Below are 17,705 nucleotides of genomic sequence, written 5' to 3'. Positions count from 1 at the left end.
CGCGCCCGGTCGCAGCAATGCGGCCGGGCGGGGCAGGGAACCATGTCATGAGCCACGCGGCACCACGGCGGATCGTCATTGTCGGCGGCGGCAGCTCCGGCTGGATGACCGCAGCCGCGCTGGCCCGGTTCCTCGATCCGTCATGGTCAGTCACTTTGGTGGAAAGCGACGCGATCGGCACGATCGGCGTGGGCGAGGCCACCATCCCGATGATCCGCAATTTCAACCAGGCACTGGGCCTGAACGAAGCGGAATTCCTGCGCCGCACCCAGGGCACGGTCAAGCTGGGGATCCAGTTTGACGGCTGGGGGGCACCGGATCAGCATTACATTCATGGCTTTGGCCTGGTCGGACGCGGGCTGGGCCTGATCCCGTTCCAGCATTTCTGGCTGCGCGGCCGCCAGCTGGGCCTGGCCCGTCCGCTTGGCGAATATTGCCTGAACGTGGTGGCGGCTGAGGCGAACCGCTTCGCCCCGGTAGAGCGCGGCGCGGACAGCCAATTGCCGCCCTTGCCCTATGCCTATCATTTCGACGCAAGCCTCTATGCCGCGCAGCTGCGCACATTGGCCGAACGCGGTGGTGTGGCGCGGCGCGAAGGATTGATCCGCAGCGTCAATCGCGATGGCGAAAACGGCGATGTGACCGCCGTGGTGCTGGAAAACGGCGAGGAGATCACCGGCGATCTGTTTATCGATTGCTCCGGCTTTCGCGGGCTGCTGATCGAAGAGACTCTACAGGCCGGGTTTGAAGACTGGAGCCATTGGTTGCCGTGTGACCGCGCGGTCGCCGCGCCGTGCGCCGGGACGCGCCCTTTGCTGCCCTACACCCGCTCGATCGCCAAACGCGCGGGTTGGCGTTGGCGGATTCCGCTGCAACACCGCACCGGCAACGGCTATGTCTTTTCATCGGCCCATATCAGCGAGGATGAGGCGACCGCCGCGCTGGTGGCCGATCTCGACGGCGAACTGCTCGCCGATCCGCGCGTGATCCGCTTCACTGCCGGGCGGCGACGCAAGGCGTGGAGCCACAATGTCGTTTCGGTGGGTTTGGCTTCGGGCTTCATCGAGCCGCTCGAATCGACCTCGCTCCATCTGGTCCAGACCGCGATCAGCCGATTGCTGGATTTCCTGCCGGTGGACGGCCGGATCGATCCCGCCAGCCGCGATGACTTCAACCAGCGCGCCGCTTGGGAAATGGAGCGGATCCGCGATTTCATTGTGCTGCATTACCACGCCAATGGCCGCCACGGGGAACCGCTGTGGGACGCTGTGCGCAGCATGGCCCTGCCGGACAGTCTGGCTGACCGGATCACGATGTTTCGTGCCTCTGGTCGCGTGCTGCGTGACGGTGATGAGCTGTTCGACGTACCTGGCTGGGTGCAGGTGATGATCGGCCAGGAAATTGTCCCGCAGGCCTGGCACCCACTGGCCGATCAGCCGGATGAAGCACAGCTTGCAGGCTTCCTTGCCGCGCTCCACGGCGCCCTGGCGCAGGATGCGGCGCGGCTGCCGGAACACGGCGCATTCATTGCGCAGAACTGCGCCGCGGAGACTGCCCATGCTGCGTAAGTTGTTCCCCTTCGTCGTTCTGGCGCTCACCCCTGCACTTGCCGGGGCGCAGGATTACCGTGCCCGCACGCCTGAACAGGAAGTGGTCTATTTCGTCCTGCCCGACCGCTTTGAAAACGGCGATCCGGCGAACGACAAAGGCGCTCTGAAGGGCGATCGGCTGAAGACCGGCTATGATCCGACCGCAAAAGGGTTCTACCATGGCGGCGACCTGAAGGGACTGACTGGCAAGCTCGACTATATCCAGGGTCTGGGCGCGACCGCGATCTGGTTTGCGCCGATTTTCAAGAACAAGCCGGTGCAGGGCCCAAAGGGCGACGAAAGCTCGGGCTATCACGGCTACTGGGTGACCGATTTCACCCGGGTCGATCCTCATTTCGGCACCGATGCCGAATTCAAGGCCTTTGTTGATGCCGCCCATGCGCGGGGGATGAAGGTCTATATGGACATCATCGCCAATCACACCGCAGACGTGATCGCTTACCGCGAGGGCGGCGACTATGCATATCGCGGGAAGGCCGACTATCCGTTTTCGCGCCGCGGCGGGGTGAACGGCGCGCCGATCAATTCCGGCTTCAACGGCGATACCGATCCGCGCCCGGACAACTGGGCGAAGCTGACCGATCCGTCCTTCGCCTACACCCCCTTCGTGCCCAAAGGTGAAGAGCAGGCCAAGGTCCCCGCCTGGCTCAACGATCCGGCGCGTTACCACAACCGCGGCAACACCGACTGGAAGGGCGAAAGCTCGCAATACGGCGATTTCGTCGGGCTCGATGATCTGGCGACTGAAGATCCCAAGGTGGTTGCCGGGATGATCGCAATCTACCAGGGCTGGATCGAACGCTATCGCATCGACGGCTACCGGATCGATACGGCCCGTCACGTCAATCCGGAATTCTGGCAGGCCTTCGTTCCCGCCATGCTGGAAACGGCGCGGCGGGTGGGGGTGCCCAATTTCCACATCTTCGGCGAAGTCGCGACCGGCGAAATCGACCCCGCGATCACGGCGCGCTGGACCCGGACCTCGGGCCTGCCCAGCGTGCTTGATATGCCGCTCGCCGCTGCCTTGCAGCAGGCAGTTAGCGGGCCGGGCGGGACCGACAAGCTCGCTCGGTTGCTGGAAGACGATGCCCTTTACGAAGGCGGAGCCAAGGCCGCGCTGCAGATGCCGACTTTCCTGGGCAACCACGATTTCGGCCGTTTCGCCATGTTCGTGAAGCAGGCCAATCCGGCGATTGGCGATGACGAACTGCTGGCCCGCACCATGCTGGGCCACGCCATGCTGCTGACCCTGCGCGGCGTGCCGGTGATCTATTACGGCGACGAGCAGGGTTTCATCTCCGACGGCAATGACCAGCTGGCGCGGGAAGACATGTTCCCGTCCAAGGTGCCCGAATACAACGACAACAAGCTGATCGGCACCACAGCCACCACTGCCCAGGCCAATTTTGACCGCAGCCACCCGCTCTACCGGCAGATCGCCACGCTTTCGGCGGTGCGGCGTGAAACCCCGGCACTGACTGGCGGTCTGGGCAGAGTGCGCACGGCCGGCGAAAAGCCCGGGCTGTTCGCCCTGTCGCGGTTCGATCCCACCACGGGCAAGGAATTGGTGCTGGCTTTCAACACCGCGGCCCACAGCATTTCGCAGCGGATCGAAGTCAATCCCGCCAGCACCGCCTTTTCCCCGCTTGCCGGGCAATGCGCCCCCGTGGCCGATGCCCCCGGCAGCCTTACCATCACCCTCCCCGCATTCGGCTTTGCCGTCTGCGCCGCCAAAGACTGAATGCGATTCCGATCCCTCCCATGAACGAACAGACCCGCCTTACCCCGCAAGCCGAACTGACGCTGGAAACGCCGTGGTGGCGCGGTGCGGCGATCTATCAGGTCTATCCGCGCAGTTTCCGCGATGCCAATGGCGATGGGATCGGCGATCTGGCCGGGGTTACCCAAGGGCTGGATTACATCGCTGCGCTGGGGGTGGACGCCATCTGGCTATCGCCGTTCTTCACCTCGCCGATGAAGGATTTCGGCTATGATGTGGCCGATTACTGCGATGTCGATCCGATCTTCGGCACGCTGGCCGATTTCGACACGCTGATCGCGGCGGCCCATGCGCGCGGGCTGAAAGTGATCATCGATCAGGTCTATGCCCATACCTCTGATGCGCATGCCTGGTTCACCGAAAGCCGTCAGAGCCGGGACAACCCCAGGGCCGATTGGTACGTCTGGGCCGATCCCAAGCCCGATGGCTCACCGCCCAGCAACTGGCAATCGGTGTTCGGCGGCCCGGCCTGGACCTGGGATGCGCGGCGCGGCCAGTACTACATGCACAATTTCCTGAGCAGCCAGCCGCAGCTCAATTGCCACTTGCCTGCGGTGCAGGACGCGCTGCTGGATGTGGCCCGGTTCTGGCTGGAGCGCGGGGTCGACGGGTTCCGGATCGATGCCTTGAACTTTTCGATGCACGATCCCCAATTGCGCGACAATCCGCCTGCCCCGGACGACGGCAAGCCGCGCACCCGCCCGTTCGATTACCAGCAGCGGCTGTACAACCAGTCGCATCCCGGCATCGTCCAGCTGATCGAACGGATCCGGGCCCTGACCGATAGCTATGATGCGATCTTTACCCTGGCCGAAGTGGGCGGAGCCAGCGCCCTTTCCGAGATGCACCAGTTCACGCAAGGTCCGGCCCGGCTGAACAGCGCCTATGGGTTCGACTTCCTTTATGCTGATCGCCTGACCCCGGCGCTGGTCACCAAGGCGCTGCATGACTGGCCGGCCGGACCGGGCATGGGCTGGCCCAGCTGGGCCTTTGAAAACCACGATGCGCCGCGCGCCCTGTCGCGGTGGTGCGCGCCGGAACACCGCGATGCCTTTGCCCGGCTCAAGGCGATGCTGCTGGTCAGCCTGCGCGGCAACGTGATCGTCTATCAGGGTGAGGAGCTGGGTCAGGTTCAGGTCGAAATCCCGTTTGAACAATTGCAGGACCCCGAAGCGATCGCCAATTGGCCGCTGACCCTGTCGCGTGATGGAGCCCGCACTCCGCTGCCCTGGGCTGCGCAGGACGAGCATGGCGGCTTCACCACCAGCCAGCCCTGGCTGCCACTGGGCGAGGACAATCTGGCGCGCGCGATTGACCGGCAGGAACGCGATGCCGCATCGCTTTTGCACCTGACCCGCGAACTGCTGGGTCTGCGGCGGAACAATCCGGCGCTGCGACTTGGCGACTGCCGCGCCGATGCAGTGTCTGATCAGGTGCTTGTGCTGCACCGCATGGTGGGCTCGCAATCGACCGTATCAGTGTTCAACCTGGCCTCCCAGCCCGCTGACTGGCCCGCCGGGCTCAGTGCGGCAGGCACAGTGCTGGCCGCCGTCAACGGAGCGGAGCCGGGGCACCTGCCGCCCTTTGGCGCGCTGTTGATCGAGGAGACGAATTGAGATGAAGCCGCTCCCCTTTGCACTGGGTCTTGGTCTGGCTCTGGCTGCCGTGCCCGCGCTGGCCCAGCAGGCGCCAGTCAGCGCCGCATCGCCCGATGGCAGCGTTGCCGTGACGCTCAGCATCGATGGTGATGGCCGCGCGGCCTATGCCGTGACCCGCAAGGGCAAGCCGATTCTGGCGCCATCCAGACTGGGCTTCCTGTTCACCGACGTTGCCAAGATTGATCGCAAGCTGACCGTGACCGGCACCGAGCTGCGCGATTTCGATGAAACCTGGACCCAACCCTGGGGCGAATGGTCAAAGATCCGCAACCGCTACCGCGAATTCAAGGTCCATCTGAAAGAGACCACAGCCCTAGCGCGGGTCTTTACTGTCGCGTTCCGGATCTATGATGACGGGGTTGGCTTTCGCTATGAATTCCCCGCGCAAGCCGGTCTCGCCAAAGCCAATGTTGCCGAGGAGCTGACCGAATTTTCCTTTGCCCAGGATGGCACCGCCTGGTGGAAGCCCGCGTTCCTGTGGAACCGCGAGGAATACCTTTACAACAAGACCCCGCTGTCTTCGGTCAGCAACGCCGCTACCCCGATCACGATCAAGCTGGCCGATGGCACCCATGTGGCGCTGCACGAAGCCGCGCTGATTGACTATTCCGGCATGGCCGTGGCCCGCACTGAAGGCACCACCCTGCGTGCCGCACTGACCCCGGGCGCGGACGGAGCCAAAGTGCAGAAGACCGGTGCCTGGACCACCCCCTGGCGCACCCTGATCCTGGCAGACGATGCGCCGGGCATCTACCACAGCCACCTGATGCTGAACCTCAACGAACCCAACAAGCTGGGCGATGTTTCGTGGTTCAAGCCCGGCAAGTTCGCCGGGGTGTGGTGGAACATGATCAAGGGCGAATGGTCCTGGGCGCGCGGACCGAAACACGGCGCGACCACCGAAAACGTCAAACGCTACATCGATTTCGCGGCCGCCAACCAGATCCCCAACGTGCTGGTTGAAGGCTGGAACGTGGGCTGGGACGGGGATTGGTTCGGCAACGGTCACGACATGGACTTTGCACAGCCGACCGAGGACTTCGACGTCAAGGCACTGGTCGCCTATGGCAAAAAGAAGGGCGTGCGCCTGATCGGCCACCACGAAACCGGCGGCGCCGCCACCCATTACGAAAAGCAGTTCGACAAGGCGTTCCAGTTCGCCGCCGATAACGGCTACATGGTGGTCAAGACCGGCTATGTCACGGATGCGGCGCAGATGGAGCGCGAGGACGCCGATGGGCGCAAGTACCGCGAATGGCACGAAGGCCAGTGGATGGTGAACCACCAGCTGCGGATGGTGCAGACCGCCGCGCGCTACAAGATCGCGCTCGACAGCCACGAACCGGTCAAGGGCACCGGCCTGCACCGCACCTGGCCCAACTGGGTGGCGCGCGAGGGCATGCGCGGCATGGAATACAATTCGTGGGCCGGGAAGAACCCGCCCGAACACGAAGCCAACATCGTCTTCACCCGCATGCTCGAAGGGCCGATGGATTTCACCCCCGGCGTGGTCAGCCTTGAAGGCGAAAAGGGCAGCGCGATCCTGTCCACTCTGGCCAAGCAGCTGGCGCTGTATGTGGTGATCTATTCGCCGGTCCAGATGGCGGCGGACACGCCGGAAAACTATGCCAAGTACCCCGGCCCGCTCAAATTCATCCGCGAAGTGCCGACCGACTGGGATGAAACCCGCGTGCTGAACGGTGAGATTGGCGACTTCGTGACCATCGCCCGCAAGCAGCGCGGCGGTGAAGGCTGGTACATCGGCGCGGTGGGCGACGAACAGGAGCGCGGCAGCAGCTTCAAGCTTGATTTCCTGACCCCCGGCAAGCGCTACAAGGCAGAGATCTACCGCGATGGCGACGATGCCGACTATCGCACCGCCAAGCGCCATTCGATTGTGATCGAAAGCAAAGTGGTGACCAGCCAGGACGCCATGAGCCTGCGCATCGCGCCGGGCGGCGGCTTTGCGATCCGTTTGGTGCCAGTGAAATGATCCGCGCTGCGGCCCGCCTGCTGGTGCTGCTTGCAGCGCTGCTGGCGGGCCCGGCGCCAGTCCGATCCGATCAGGGCCGCCTGCTGGAATTCGAACATGTTGCCGCCGCTGGCCTGCCCGAACAGCGGCTGACGGTGTGGTTGCCCCCGGGCTATGACCGGTCAAAGCGGCGCTATGGCGTGGTTTACATGCACGACGGGCACAACCTGTTCGATCCGGCCAAAGCGAATTTCAAGAAAATCTGGGCGGCGGACAAGGCAATGCTGGCGGCGATGCGCAAGGGAATTGCTCCGCGGATCATCGTCGGCATCTGGGCTCCGGGCAAGGACCGCCAGCGCCAGTACCTGCCGCGCAGCGCCTATGCCATGGCCAGTGCGCCGGTCCGTGCGCGAATGGATGCGCTGGCGCAGGGAGCAGTCGTTTCGGACGCTTACCTCGACTGGATCGCGGGACCGCTCAAGCAATGGGTCGACGGTACTTTTCGCACGCGCCCCGGCCGCGACGATACGGCGATGGTGGGATCGAGCATGGGCGGGCTGATGACCTGCTATGCCTTCCTCGAACGTCCCGTCGTGTTCGGCCAGGGGGCCTGCGTCAGCTCGCACTGGCCCGCCGCCATTCCCAGTGCGCCGGGCGAATTCAATCCCGAGGTGGCGCAGCTGTGGAGTGACTGGTTCGCGGCGCGGCTGGGCCAGCCGGATGGGCGGCGGCTGTGGCTCGATCACGGCACGGCCACGCTCGATGCGTTCTATCCGCCCTATCAGCAGGTGATCGACGCGCGGCTGACCTCCAGCGCCTGGCAACGCGGGCGCGATTGGGAAAGCCGGGTCTATCCCGGTGCCGAGCACGAGGAAAACGCCTGGGCGCGGCGCCTGCCTGAAGTGTTCGAATGGCTGTGGCGCAAGGGTTAGGCTATCTCAAACCCACCTCCGTTCGTGTCGAGCGAAGTCGAGACACGCCGTGCAAGGTGTCTCACCTTCGCTCGACACGAGCGGGGGTAGGGAGGGAAATCGGCCGGAAGGACTCGCCTAGACCGGCCGGACCAGCGCAGTCGTCGCCTTCATCCGTTCCATCGAAAAGGTCGAACTGACGTCGGTCAGCCCGGGCACCGCAGCGATCAGCTTGCGATAGATCCGGTCATAGTGGGCGATATCGCGCACCACCAATTTGAGCAGATAATCGACATCGCCAGCCATGCGGTGGCATTCGGTAATCTCGTCAATCCGGGCAATACCGCGACTGAAGGCTTCCAGCCATTCGGGATCGTGGCGGCTGGTACGGATTGCGACGAACACGGTGGTCGCCAGCCCCAGCTTGGCCGGATCGAGCAAAGCCACGCGCCGCGCGATCACTCCGCTGTCCTCAAGCCGCTTGATCCGCCGCCAGCAAGCGTTGCTTGACAGGCCAACCCGCTCTCCCACCTCATGCACCGGGAGCGAGGCGTCGGCCTGCAGCACACCGAGGATCGCCCAGTCAATCGAATCAAGTTGCGTGATATCGTCCTTCATTGGGATGAATTAACCGACATTTGTGCAAATAGCCATAAATCAGGTGATGATTTCGCGCCGCAGCGTGCATATTCTCTGCCGCACGAGGAGATTTGCCGCATGTCGCTGACCAAACTGTTCACCGATCACCCCACTTCGGTTGACGAAACCTATGGTGAGCATCTGGTCATGGCGAGCAGCTTTGGCCTGCGGATGATCCTGGGCGGCTTCGCCTGCCTGATCCACGGCCTGCTGCCGTTCCTGTTCGTCAAAACCGGCAGCCAGCAGATCGGCGCGCTGCATGACATCATGGTGGTGAACCGCAACCGCAAGCAGCGGCGCGAAGTGCAGATGCCCGCCGTGCTCGATTTCGTGATCTGATCCGCCTCCTGCCCCCGCTGGGGGAGGCTGGGGCCGACCGCTTGCGCCCACGGGTCGCGCAATTCCCCGCGCGCGGATGGTCGGCCCCGAACGCAGGATCCGATGCGGATCTGACGGGGCATTTTCCTACACGGCGCGGTTCTGTCATGCTTGCCAAGGCTCGCCCGAATCGCTCGCGCTTGCTTCTTTGACATTGTCGGCAATCGAGCAACGCAGGCTGCGGCAAACGGAAAGTCACAGATCCGGGCCGCAATGCAGCGCCAAATCTGCGCTTTTCCCTATACATTACAAATTGATGGACCGCCGGAAAGTCACACGAATTCCGCCATGCTTGGGTGTCTACCAAGGGCCGCTTTCAGCTCATCCTTTGAGCCGGGCCGTTTCCGATGATGTGCTGGCCGGGCCGGTATTGCGGCTGGTCAGCCCGAACACGCGCGGGTTGCGGTCAAACGGTTCGGGATCGCCAGCGCGCGGCTGATAGCCGAACAGCGGGCTCATGCCCGGAATGCGGCCCAGCCCGCCAAACAGGTCGAACCCGCGATCGATCCAGTCACGCAGCGGTTCGTCATCGGTCATCGGCGGCACATCGGCGCAGCTGGCGCACCACAGGAACACTGCCAACGCGCGGTAGTCCGCATAGTTGGGCGTATCCCCGCCCAGCCATGGCCGTTCACGCAGCAAGCCGCGCAGCGGTTCGAGATCAGGCAGGACTTTGCCGAACACTTCCTCGCGCCCTTTGGCCAATTCCTCGCACGGCGCGCCCCACATGTTGAGGCGGCTTTCGGTGATGTACTGCACGTCTTCCGGCTTGCAGCGATCCCGGTACTGCACGGCATAGGCCCGCACCCACGGGCCCACGGCAGTCTTCCACAACCAGCCTTCCAGGAATTCGATCAGCGGCTTGAGCGAGGGATCAGGGATCAGGGTGGGCCGGTCAGGGTATTTGGCATCAAGGTATTCGGCGATCAGCCAGCTATCCAGCACCCATTCGCCGTCATCTACGATCGCGGGCAGCCGCTCGCTGCGCCGGTGGGTTCGGTCCATGATCCCGGTGAACCCGCCATCGACCACGTCGAGATCAAAGCCCTTGTGCTTCAGCGCATACTTGGTCGCCCAGACGAACGGACTGGTGGTCGCCCCGCTGGCGTGTTGCAGGTCGTAGAAGGTGATCGTGTTGTTCAAGGCCATGGGGTCAATCCTGTTGCAGAAGGAGAAGAAGCTGATCGAGCTTGTCGATCACGTGATGCGGTTTGCGGTGATCGGATTGCTGGGCCCACTGCGCGGCGCTGGTGGTGCCGGTGGTCACCCCCACGCCCAGGGCTCCGCCGGCGCGGGCCATTTCGATCTCGACACGCGGATCATCGCCGACCACCACCACCCCGTCGCGCGGCACGCCGAGACGGGCGGCGACGAAATCGAGCGCGTGGAGCGAGGGCTTGCCGGTAACTTCGGCATCCGTGCCGGTCACCCGGTGGATCGCCCCGGCGATGGCGCAGGAGTAGCCAAAGGCCGGGCCGCTCTGCGTGGCAAAGAACGGCACATCGCTGGCGGTATAGAGCGCCGCCCCGTCCAGCACGGCCGAACAGGCGGCATGAATATCGGCCATCGTGCAGTCCGGATGCCAGGCAACATAGACCGCGTCCGCATGGCCATCGCCGGGCGCGCAGGTGGCGATCCCCAGTTCCTCCAGCGCATCGCGCACGCCTGCGGTGCCCAGTACCATCACCCGGCCGTGCCCCCGCGCCGCGAACAGCTCTGCGGCGACGGAGTTGGGAGTGTAGAGGTTGTCGGCCGTGATCGGCAGGCCCAGCGCGGCCAGGCGCGGTGCCTGCGCCCGTGCGGGATAGGCGCTGCCGTTGGTCAGCGCGAGGAACGGCACGCCGCGTTCCTGCAAATGCTCCAGCACCTCCACCGCATGGGGCAGCAGGTGGTAATGACCAAGCTGGCGGTCGCTGAGGATCAGCGTGCCATCCAGATCGAACATCACCCCGCGCGCGGCCATCACGACAGCTCCAACCGGAAGCCCTCGCGGGCGATGGCAATGGTCTCGACATCGCTGCGCTCGAGCAGGTCCCGCAGCAGATTCATCGCGCCGCTTTTGGTGGGGTCATAGTGCAGGTCCGCCGCCTCACGCATCGCAGCAACCTGTTCCGCAGGCATGGTCGCGCGCAGCAGGAACTCCTCGTCCGAAAGCTGCGCACCCAACCGCTGGCGCAGCGTGGCTAGGTCGGCCATGCCGGTCTCCGCCGCCAGTTCCTTCGCGCGCGGGCTGGCCATGATCCGGTCCATCACATGGGGCGCGATCGGCACGTTGGGCCGCCCGAACTTGCCCAGCGCATAGCGCACCACCTCGTCCGGGATCACGCCATAGCGTTCGGCCCCGGTGACATTCATCACCGCCTGGGTCAGCACCATCTGCGCAAACGGGGTCATCACGATCGGCCAGCCCAGCTCTTCGCGGACCCGGCCGATCTCCTCGATCACCTGGCCTTCGACCTGGCTGAGCCGCTGTTCGGACAGATGCCGCCGCATCGTCCCGACCATGCCGCCGGGCAGCTGGTGGCGATAATAGGCCGCATCGAAGGCCTGCGGCATGCCGCGCGGCAGATCTTCAGCCTGTGCGAGGTCATCGAAATAACGCGCGATCCGCGCCACGGCCTCTTCGTCCACATCGACGGTGTGGCCCAGTGCCTTGAGGTTGGCGATCACCCGTTCGATCGGCGGGTTGGAAGTGCCGTCCCCGGCGGCGCCGCTGGCGCATTGCAGCGCGTCCACGCCAAGCTCGGTCGCGGCAAGGTAGCAGGTATCGGCCTGGCCGATGGTGCAATGGCTGTGCAGTTCCAGCGGCTTGCCAGCGATCACCGCCTGCACAGCCGGGATCAGGGTGCGCGCGCGTTCGGCCGAGAGCAGCCCGCCCGGATCCTTGATATAGAGCGCATCGACATCAGCCGACGCGGCAAGTTCGCGGGCGCACTGCGCAAAGTGCGCATCATCGTGGATCGGGCTGACGGTGAAGACCAGCGCGGCGATCACCTGATCCGCCCCGCCCGCCTTGGCCATGCGCGCACCCGCAAGGTTGCCGGCCACATCGTTCATCGGATCGGCCAGCGCAAACCGCCGCATCCCGTTGGTCACCAGCGTCTTGTAAGCCAGCGCCATGAAGTCCGGCGTCGCGGTTTCCCAGCTGATGAAGCGGAACCCCGTGGAGAGGAACTGCAGCGGCACATCCGGGCAGGCCTGCGCCATCAGCCGGATCCGCTGCCACGGATCTTCCTGCTTGTAGCGGACGGCAACGCCCATGTGGGTCGAGGTGGTGAAATCGATCGCGCGGAACCCGGCGGCAGCCATCAGCGGCGCAACCGTCAGCGTGCGCGCGCTGTCCACCCCCAGCGCCGCCCACAGGCTCTGGTTGCCATCACGCAGGCTGGTTTCGACCATGCCGATCCTGGCCATCAGACCGCCACCCGGATCAGCGGCTGCCCGGCTTCCACCGCCGCGCCATTTGGGGTAAGCGCGGCCACCACCGTCCCGGCCACCCCAGCACGGATCGGGTTCATCAGCTTCATCACTTCGATGATCCCGATCACCGTATCCTCACGCACCTTCTGCCCCGGTTCCACGAACGGCGGATCGCCGGGGCGCGGAGCGTGAAAGAAAGTGCCAAGAAACGGCGCCGGGACATCTTGCTCGCCCGCAGCCGGGACACTGGTGACAGGCAGCGGGGCAGGATCGGGCGCGGCGATGGGCGGCGGCGGAGCGTCCGCGAAACCTCCACCGCTCTGCCCGTCGCGGCGGATGCGCAGCCGGAAATCGCCGATCTCCAGCTTGAGTTCGGTAAAGCGCGACTGATCGAGCAGCCGGGCAATCTCCGCAACATCCTTGCCCGACAGGCTCATTTCCGGCCTCCGAACACGGTCATCAGATGACCCAATGGATTGGCCTGCGCGGTTGCGACCGGGGCCTGGTCTTTGGCGGCCCAGACGGTTTCCGGGCGGCTCTGGAGCAGCAGCACCTCGCCGCTCACGCGGTCGATTGCCCATTCGATGTCTTGCGGCTTGCCGTAATGCTTTTCAACCTGCCGCCCGATCGCGCGCAGACGCTGCAAGTCATCATCGGAGAGGCAGGGGACTTTGCGTTCGGTGTCCGGCACCGCCTCATCGACGATCCCGCCGCCAGGGGCCGGAACCTGGCGGATATGCTTGTCAGAGATGTCGCGCACCGGAATCTCACCAGTCAGCTTGCCGATCACCCAGCGGTCCGGCGTCACCTCGCCCGAGACCACTGCGCTGCCAAGGCCCCACGCGCCCTCGATCGTGATGACCGAGCGGTCCCCCGTGGTCGGGCTGCGGGTGAACATCACCCCGGCGCACCGTGCATCGACCATCCGCTGGATCACCACCCCCATCGCCACCCCAGCTTCGGGCAGGCCGTGCTTGCGGCGATAGGTGACGCTTTCGAGGCTGTAGAGGCTGGCCCAGCAGCGCCGCACGGCACCCAGCACCTGCTCCGGCCCGATCTGCCACAGGTAGGTATCCTGCAGCCCGGCAAAGCTGGCTTCATCAGAATCCTCGGTCGTCGCGCTGGAGCGGACCGCGACCGGCTCACCCTGCGGGACCAGTTCTGCCAGTGATGCGCGCACCGCCTGTTCGACCGTAGCGGGCAGCGCCGCCGCCTCGATCCGCGCGCGCACTGCGGCGCACACCGCCTCGGCACGGGCGAGGTCGGCAGGATCGAGCGCCTCGACCGGCGCGCGCAGTGGCTCGGCCGCGTCGAGCGCAGTGACGAAGCTTTCGAACCCTTCGGTCCGCACCACGAAGCCCGGGGGCACCGCGATCCCTGCCTTGATCAGTTCGCCCAGGCTCGCGCCCTTGCCACCCACGGCGGGGCGGTCAGCAAGCGTCAGATCGGCAAACCAGGCCACGGTCACAGTATGGTCACCAGCCCACGTGCACCGTCCACCCGGATGCGGGCGCCATCGGGGATGCGGGTGGTGGCCTTGCCGGTGCCGACCACCGCGGGCAGGCCATATTCGCGCGCGACAATCGCCGCGTGGCTCATCGAGCCGCCGATGTCGGACACGGCAGCGGCGATCTTCTGGAACACCGGCGCCCAGGTGGGATTGGTGACCTGGCAGACCAGGATGTCGCCCTGTTGCAACCGGCCGATGTCCTGCACCGATTTGACCACCCGTGCGGTCCCTTCGACCACGCCTGAGCTGGCGGCAAAGCCCTTGATCTCGTTCGGGTTCTCCTCTCCGCCATCCAGCCAACGATCAAGGCTTTCGCGGGTGATCCCCCACAACATGACGATTGCCGGATCATCGATCAGATCGGGGACCTCGCCCAGCGCCGGGCTGCTTTCCATCCCGGACCAGACCTGAAGCGCGGCCTTGCGTTCGGCAATCAGCGGTCGCCAGCGCTGCGTCCCGCGTGGCGGCAGGCCGATGGCCCAGCTGGTCATGGCATCGACGATCGCCTGCTCAACCTCATAGCGGCTGAGGTGGAAGATGTCCTCCTCCGCGTCCCACATCCCCAGCCCGGCCAGCAGTGCGCCGTATTCACGGACCTTGTTGAAGAACAGGTTGGTGTACCAGTGCTCGCAATAAAACTTGTGCCCCTCGACATAGGGGAACACGCGGCAGGCCAGCTCGATCATCTGGTCATAGGCAGCGCGTTCCTCGTCGCTGCCCAGCAGTTCGCGGTAACCCTCGATCAGCTCCTGCCGTTCGGCCATCAGTGCCTCGGTGGGGCGCTCGATATTCTCGCCCGCGCGGATCTTGGCGGCATAGCCGGGGATCGCCGCGAAGGGCAGCGACAGGTCGTCGTTCCAGCTGCGGTGATAGTGATAGAACCCGTCGCCGACGTTGACGTTGAACCATGGGTTGCGGCTGCTCTCCAGCGCGGTGAGCCAGTCCTGCCCGGCCTGACCCGACGCCTGTAGCGAGGCCATGATCTGATCGGCGCTTTGACTATCGATGAAATGGTGATCGACCCCCAGTTCCACCGCGCGGCGAGACAGACGTTTCACTTCCTCATCGGGCTGGAAGATCTCCGCTTCGAACCCGGCTACCATCCGGGCGATGGTCTGGTCGGTGATCTCGGGAAAGGCCTTCTTGCAGAAATCGAAGAACACCATGTAGGCGCCGTAGCCCAGCAGCAGGAATTCGAAGTGGTGGTGCCACATGCGGAAGTAACCTTCCAGCGTGGCGTGCCAGGTGGTCAGCAGTGTGTGGTTGGCGGCAACGCCCTTGCCCGCGTGGACATTTTCCAGCGGCTCGTAACGGGGCAGTTCGACCTTTGGCAGGGCCTGTGCAGCGTTGATCAGCGCCTTCATCTTGCCTTTCCACTGATCGTAAAGCCGCTCCCAATGCTCGTAGTAATAGAACGCGCGCTGCTGGAATTCGGCAGTGCGTTCCTCGATCTCGGCAGGATCGGTCACGCCGTGGCCGCCGATATAGACCCGCCCGTTGACGATCCGGTAATCGATCCCCTTGGTGGTGGGCAGCGAGTGGACCCGCGTGTTTGATGCCCCCAGCGCGATATAGGCCGCCTCGGCCGTAACCATATCAAACAGGCACATCGGTTCGGGGAAATGCATCGAATTGTAGAACCAGAAACGGGTATCGTCGCCCGGTTCAAACTGCATGTACCACGGATAGGCCGCCTGCGCGGCTTCGGTGCCGGGGGCCACCCCGACCGAACTGGGCAACGGGAATCGCTTGGCAGATTGCGCCATGGACCGTTCCTCTCCTGCCGGCTTCGCAGCGCCGGATTATTGTTTGTCAGACTGACGATTACGCCTTGCGCTTCATCCTGCCTGTGGCAAGAATAGGCGTAATAACTTACAAATTCCAGAGGGGATGCACAGGTGGCGCGGGCTTTCCGTTTTGCCCCCGAAATCCCCGGTAAGGCGGGAGATTGGCGATGATCGGCAAGCTCGGCTGGGGCCAGCAACTTGGCACGGTTGCCCAGATCGCCTGGGTGGTTGAGGATCTGGATACCGCGATCGACCACCTGATTCGCGATTGCGGCGCAGGGCCGTTCTTCGTGATCGACCATTTTCTGCAAGCCGGACAACAAACCTATCGCGGCGCAATCAGCACCGCAGATCAACGGATCGCGATGGGCTTTTCCGGACAGACCTGGTTCGAACTGATCCAGCCGCTGGATAAAGAGCCTTCGGTCTACCGGGAAGTGATCGAAAGCAGGGGCTATGGCTTGCACCACCACGGGATTGCCGTAACCGATGTAGATGCCGCCCTGGCCGAATATCAGGCGCGCGGCTGGCGCGAATGTTTCCGCTCTCCGGTGCCGACAGGCGGGGACGTGGTGTTCCTTGAAAGCGGCCATTGCGCTGCCCCCGCCTTTATCGAGCTGCTGCCGGTAACGCCGGGAATGGATGCCCATTTCACCAGTTTCTGGAAGGCCGCGCAGGATTGGAACGGCAAGGATCCGATCCGTCCGTTCATCTGATCACCGCGACCGCGTTAGACACAAAGGGGACAGTTCAATGCAGGCACCATCCAGCCCGGCCCCGCCCACCGAGACCGGCCGTTCGACCGGATATCAGGCGTTGCTGGTCGGCTTGCTCAGCCTCAACTTCGGGATCGTGTTCTTCGATCGCAATTCGCTCAACTTCCTGATGCCCTTCGTCCAGCCGGACTTGCAACTGAGTGACGGACAGGTTGGTGCGGTGGCGGGGATCTTTTCGTTCACCTGGGCGCTGGCCGCCTTCGGGATCAGCCGCCTGTCAGACATGGTCGGCAACCGCAAGCTGCTGCTGGTGATTGCCACTCTGGCCTTTTCGGCGTGCTCGTTCCTGACCGGACTTGCCGCCAGCTTTGCCATGCTGGTCGGCGCGCGGATCCTGATGGGGATTGCCGAAGGCGGGGTCATGCCGATCAGCCATGCGATGGTCGCGTCCGAAGTGGAACCAAGATGGCGCGGGCTGGCGCAAGGGATCGCGCAGAACTTTGGCTCGAACTTCTTCGGATCCTTCGTTGCCCCGGTGGTGCTGGTCTGGCTGGCGGCAAATTATGGCTGGCAGAACGCTTTCTACATCGCCGGGCTGCCCGGCCTGATCAGTGCATTGCTGATCTGGTTCCTGCTTGATGAACCCGCCCCCAACCCGCACGCCGCCCCGGCTGGCGAGAGTGGCAGCTTTTCCGGCTGGGTCGGCGCGGTGCGCGAAGTGCTGAAAGTGCGCAACATCTGGGTTTGCGTGGTGATGGGGATCGCGCTGGTCGCCTATCTGGTTACCTGCTGGGCCTTCATGCCGCTGTACCTGATCCAGAACCGCGGGTTCGATCAGACCACCGGCAGCTGGCTGATGGGCACCCTTGGGATTTCGGCGACGCTGGGCAGCTTTGCCATTGCCGGTCTGTCCGATGTGATCGGGCGGCGACCGGTGATGATTGCCTGTTCGTTTCTGGCAGTGATCCTGCCGCTGGGCGCGATGTATTATCAGGGATCGGCCTGGGGGCTGGCGGCGATCTTCTTCGTCGGCTGGGCGCTTAACGGCATCTTCCCGTTGTTCATGGCCACCGTGCCTTCCGAAAGCGTCAGTCCGGACAAGGCAGCGACCGTATTCGGCCTGTGCATGGGATCGTGCGAGATTTTGGGCGGCGCTGGCGGACCGGCAATTGCCGGGCAGCTCTCACAGTCGCTGGGCCGTGATGCACCGCTGTGGTTCATGGTCCTGCTGGCGCTCGCTGGCGGGGTCGCCGCGCTGTTCCTGCAGGAATCCGCCCCGCGCGTGCTGGCGCGCGGCAAACAATAATCAACGAGGAGAGAACAC

The 17,705-nt window shown here is 64.4% G+C and carries 15 protein-coding genes; 8 read left to right on the top strand and 7 right to left on the bottom strand.

Features of this window, described 5'->3' with window-relative positions; genetic code table 11:
- Positions 1-47: 47 nt before the first annotated feature.
- The 5 genes from MNBBLIKP_RS15380 to MNBBLIKP_RS15360 are packed head-to-tail and all read left to right on the top strand — an operon-like array spanning position 48 to position 7,952.
- Positions 48-1,568: a tryptophan halogenase family protein gene (locus MNBBLIKP_RS15380; RefSeq protein WP_088311149.1), complete on the top strand. Its 1,521-nt coding sequence runs from the start codon at positions 48-50 to the stop codon at positions 1,566-1,568.
- Positions 1,558-3,351, top strand: coding sequence for an alpha-amylase family glycosyl hydrolase (locus MNBBLIKP_RS15375; protein WP_088311148.1), 1,794 nt, complete (start codon positions 1,558-1,560; stop codon positions 3,349-3,351). The genes MNBBLIKP_RS15380 and MNBBLIKP_RS15375 overlap by 11 nt, the downstream gene beginning before the upstream one ends.
- A gap of 20 nt (positions 3,352-3,371) precedes the next feature.
- Complete coding sequence (locus MNBBLIKP_RS15370; RefSeq protein WP_088311147.1) at positions 3,372-5,006, top strand: alpha-amylase family glycosyl hydrolase; 1,635 nt, start codon at positions 3,372-3,374, stop codon at positions 5,004-5,006.
- Position 5,007: 1 nt separating this feature from the next.
- Complete coding sequence (locus tag MNBBLIKP_RS15365) at positions 5,008-7,041, top strand: glycoside hydrolase family 97 protein (RefSeq protein WP_088311146.1); 2,034 nt, start codon at positions 5,008-5,010, stop codon at positions 7,039-7,041.
- On the top strand, positions 7,038-7,952 hold the full coding sequence (locus MNBBLIKP_RS15360) for an alpha/beta hydrolase (RefSeq protein ID WP_088311145.1): 915 nt from the start codon (positions 7,038-7,040) through the stop codon (positions 7,950-7,952). The genes MNBBLIKP_RS15365 and MNBBLIKP_RS15360 overlap by 4 nt, the downstream gene beginning before the upstream one ends.
- A 117-nt stretch (positions 7,953-8,069) precedes the next feature.
- On the opposite strand, the gene MNBBLIKP_RS15355 is transcribed toward MNBBLIKP_RS15360, so the two are convergent.
- On the bottom strand, positions 8,070-8,549 hold the full coding sequence (locus MNBBLIKP_RS15355) for an Lrp/AsnC family transcriptional regulator (protein ID WP_088311144.1): 480 nt from the start codon (positions 8,547-8,549) through the stop codon (positions 8,070-8,072).
- Between the two features lie 99 nt (positions 8,550-8,648).
- Here MNBBLIKP_RS15355 and MNBBLIKP_RS15350 point away from each other — a divergent pair, with 99 nt between their 5' ends.
- Positions 8,649-8,909, top strand: a complete 261-nt coding sequence (locus MNBBLIKP_RS15350; RefSeq protein ID WP_088311143.1) for a DUF6356 family protein — start codon at positions 8,649-8,651, stop codon at positions 8,907-8,909.
- Positions 8,910-9,269: 360 nt separating this feature from the next.
- Here the strand turns inward: MNBBLIKP_RS15350 and MNBBLIKP_RS15345 are convergent, their stop codons facing one another.
- The 6 genes from MNBBLIKP_RS15345 to MNBBLIKP_RS15320 are packed head-to-tail and all read right to left on the bottom strand — an operon-like array spanning position 9,270 to position 15,644.
- On the bottom strand, positions 9,270-10,097 hold the full coding sequence (locus MNBBLIKP_RS15345; protein ID WP_088311142.1) for a beta-etherase: 828 nt from the start codon (positions 10,095-10,097) through the stop codon (positions 9,270-9,272).
- A gap of 4 nt (positions 10,098-10,101) precedes the next feature.
- Positions 10,102-10,911 (bottom strand): HAD-IIA family hydrolase, encoded by an 810-nt coding sequence (locus MNBBLIKP_RS15340; RefSeq protein ID WP_088311141.1) that lies wholly within the window; start codon positions 10,909-10,911, stop codon positions 10,102-10,104.
- Positions 10,911-12,362 carry a biotin carboxyl carrier protein gene (locus tag MNBBLIKP_RS15335; RefSeq protein ID WP_088311140.1) on the bottom strand — a complete coding sequence of 484 codons (1,452 nt, stop codon included), beginning with the start codon at positions 12,360-12,362 and terminating at the stop codon, positions 10,911-10,913. Before MNBBLIKP_RS15335 ends, MNBBLIKP_RS15340 begins: the two co-directional genes overlap by 1 nt.
- On the bottom strand, positions 12,362-12,805 hold the full coding sequence (locus MNBBLIKP_RS15330; RefSeq protein WP_088311139.1) for an acetyl-CoA carboxylase biotin carboxyl carrier protein: 444 nt from the start codon (positions 12,803-12,805) through the stop codon (positions 12,362-12,364). The genes MNBBLIKP_RS15335 and MNBBLIKP_RS15330 overlap by 1 nt, the downstream gene beginning before the upstream one ends.
- A complete protein-coding gene (locus MNBBLIKP_RS15325) occupies positions 12,802-13,836 on the bottom strand; it encodes a PEP/pyruvate-binding domain-containing protein (RefSeq protein WP_088311138.1) in 1,035 nt (344 codons plus the stop codon). Before MNBBLIKP_RS15325 ends, MNBBLIKP_RS15330 begins: the two co-directional genes overlap by 4 nt.
- Positions 13,833-15,644 (bottom strand): PEP-utilizing enzyme, encoded by a 1,812-nt coding sequence (locus MNBBLIKP_RS15320; protein WP_088311137.1) that lies wholly within the window; start codon positions 15,642-15,644, stop codon positions 13,833-13,835. The genes MNBBLIKP_RS15325 and MNBBLIKP_RS15320 overlap by 4 nt, the downstream gene beginning before the upstream one ends.
- Before the next feature lie 188 nt (positions 15,645-15,832).
- On the opposite strand from MNBBLIKP_RS15320, the gene MNBBLIKP_RS15315 reads away from it, so the two are divergent.
- Both MNBBLIKP_RS15315 and MNBBLIKP_RS15310 read left to right on the top strand, forming a co-directional pair.
- Positions 15,833-16,381, top strand: coding sequence for a VOC family protein (locus MNBBLIKP_RS15315; RefSeq protein WP_088311136.1), 549 nt, complete (start codon positions 15,833-15,835; stop codon positions 16,379-16,381).
- 37 nt (positions 16,382-16,418) lie between these two features.
- Positions 16,419-17,687 carry an MFS transporter gene (locus tag MNBBLIKP_RS15310; protein WP_088311135.1) on the top strand — a complete coding sequence of 423 codons (1,269 nt, stop codon included), beginning with the start codon at positions 16,419-16,421 and terminating at the stop codon, positions 17,685-17,687.
- Positions 17,688-17,705: the final 18 nt, after the last annotated feature.

Source organism: Novosphingobium sp. B 225, from assembly GCF_002198665.1.
Lineage (GTDB): Bacteria > Pseudomonadota > Alphaproteobacteria > Sphingomonadales > Sphingomonadaceae > Novosphingobium.
Note: the sequence above shows the minus strand (reverse complement) of the source record. Positions and strands in the feature narration are given on the sequence as shown.

Excerpts from the sequence above, each read along its gene's own strand:
- MNBBLIKP_RS15380 (WP_088311149.1), top strand. The coding sequence starts at position 48 with ATGAGCCACGCGGCACCACGGCGGATCGTCATTGTCGGCGGCGGCAGC.
- MNBBLIKP_RS15375 (WP_088311148.1), top strand. The coding sequence starts at position 1,558 with ATGCTGCGTAAGTTGTTCCCCTTCGTCGTTCTGGCGCTCACCCCTGCA.
- MNBBLIKP_RS15370 (WP_088311147.1), top strand. The coding sequence starts at position 3,372 with ATGAACGAACAGACCCGCCTTACCCCGCAAGCCGAACTGACGCTGGAA.
- MNBBLIKP_RS15365 (WP_088311146.1), top strand. The coding sequence starts at position 5,008 with ATGAAGCCGCTCCCCTTTGCACTGGGTCTTGGTCTGGCTCTGGCTGCC.
- MNBBLIKP_RS15360 (WP_088311145.1), top strand. The coding sequence starts at position 7,038 with ATGATCCGCGCTGCGGCCCGCCTGCTGGTGCTGCTTGCAGCGCTGCTG.
- MNBBLIKP_RS15355 (WP_088311144.1), bottom strand. The coding sequence starts at position 8,549 with ATGAAGGACGATATCACGCAACTTGATTCGATTGACTGGGCGATCCTC.
- MNBBLIKP_RS15350 (WP_088311143.1), top strand. The coding sequence starts at position 8,649 with ATGTCGCTGACCAAACTGTTCACCGATCACCCCACTTCGGTTGACGAA.
- MNBBLIKP_RS15345 (WP_088311142.1), bottom strand. The coding sequence starts at position 10,097 with ATGGCCTTGAACAACACGATCACCTTCTACGACCTGCAACACGCCAGC.
- MNBBLIKP_RS15340 (WP_088311141.1), bottom strand. The coding sequence starts at position 10,911 with ATGGCCGCGCGCGGGGTGATGTTCGATCTGGATGGCACGCTGATCCTC.
- MNBBLIKP_RS15335 (WP_088311140.1), bottom strand. The coding sequence starts at position 12,362 with ATGGCCAGGATCGGCATGGTCGAAACCAGCCTGCGTGATGGCAACCAG.
- MNBBLIKP_RS15330 (WP_088311139.1), bottom strand. The coding sequence starts at position 12,805 with ATGAGCCTGTCGGGCAAGGATGTTGCGGAGATTGCCCGGCTGCTCGAT.
- MNBBLIKP_RS15320 (WP_088311137.1), bottom strand. The coding sequence starts at position 15,644 with ATGGCGCAATCTGCCAAGCGATTCCCGTTGCCCAGTTCGGTCGGGGTG.
- MNBBLIKP_RS15315 (WP_088311136.1), top strand. The coding sequence starts at position 15,833 with ATGATCGGCAAGCTCGGCTGGGGCCAGCAACTTGGCACGGTTGCCCAG.
- MNBBLIKP_RS15310 (WP_088311135.1), top strand. The coding sequence starts at position 16,419 with ATGCAGGCACCATCCAGCCCGGCCCCGCCCACCGAGACCGGCCGTTCG.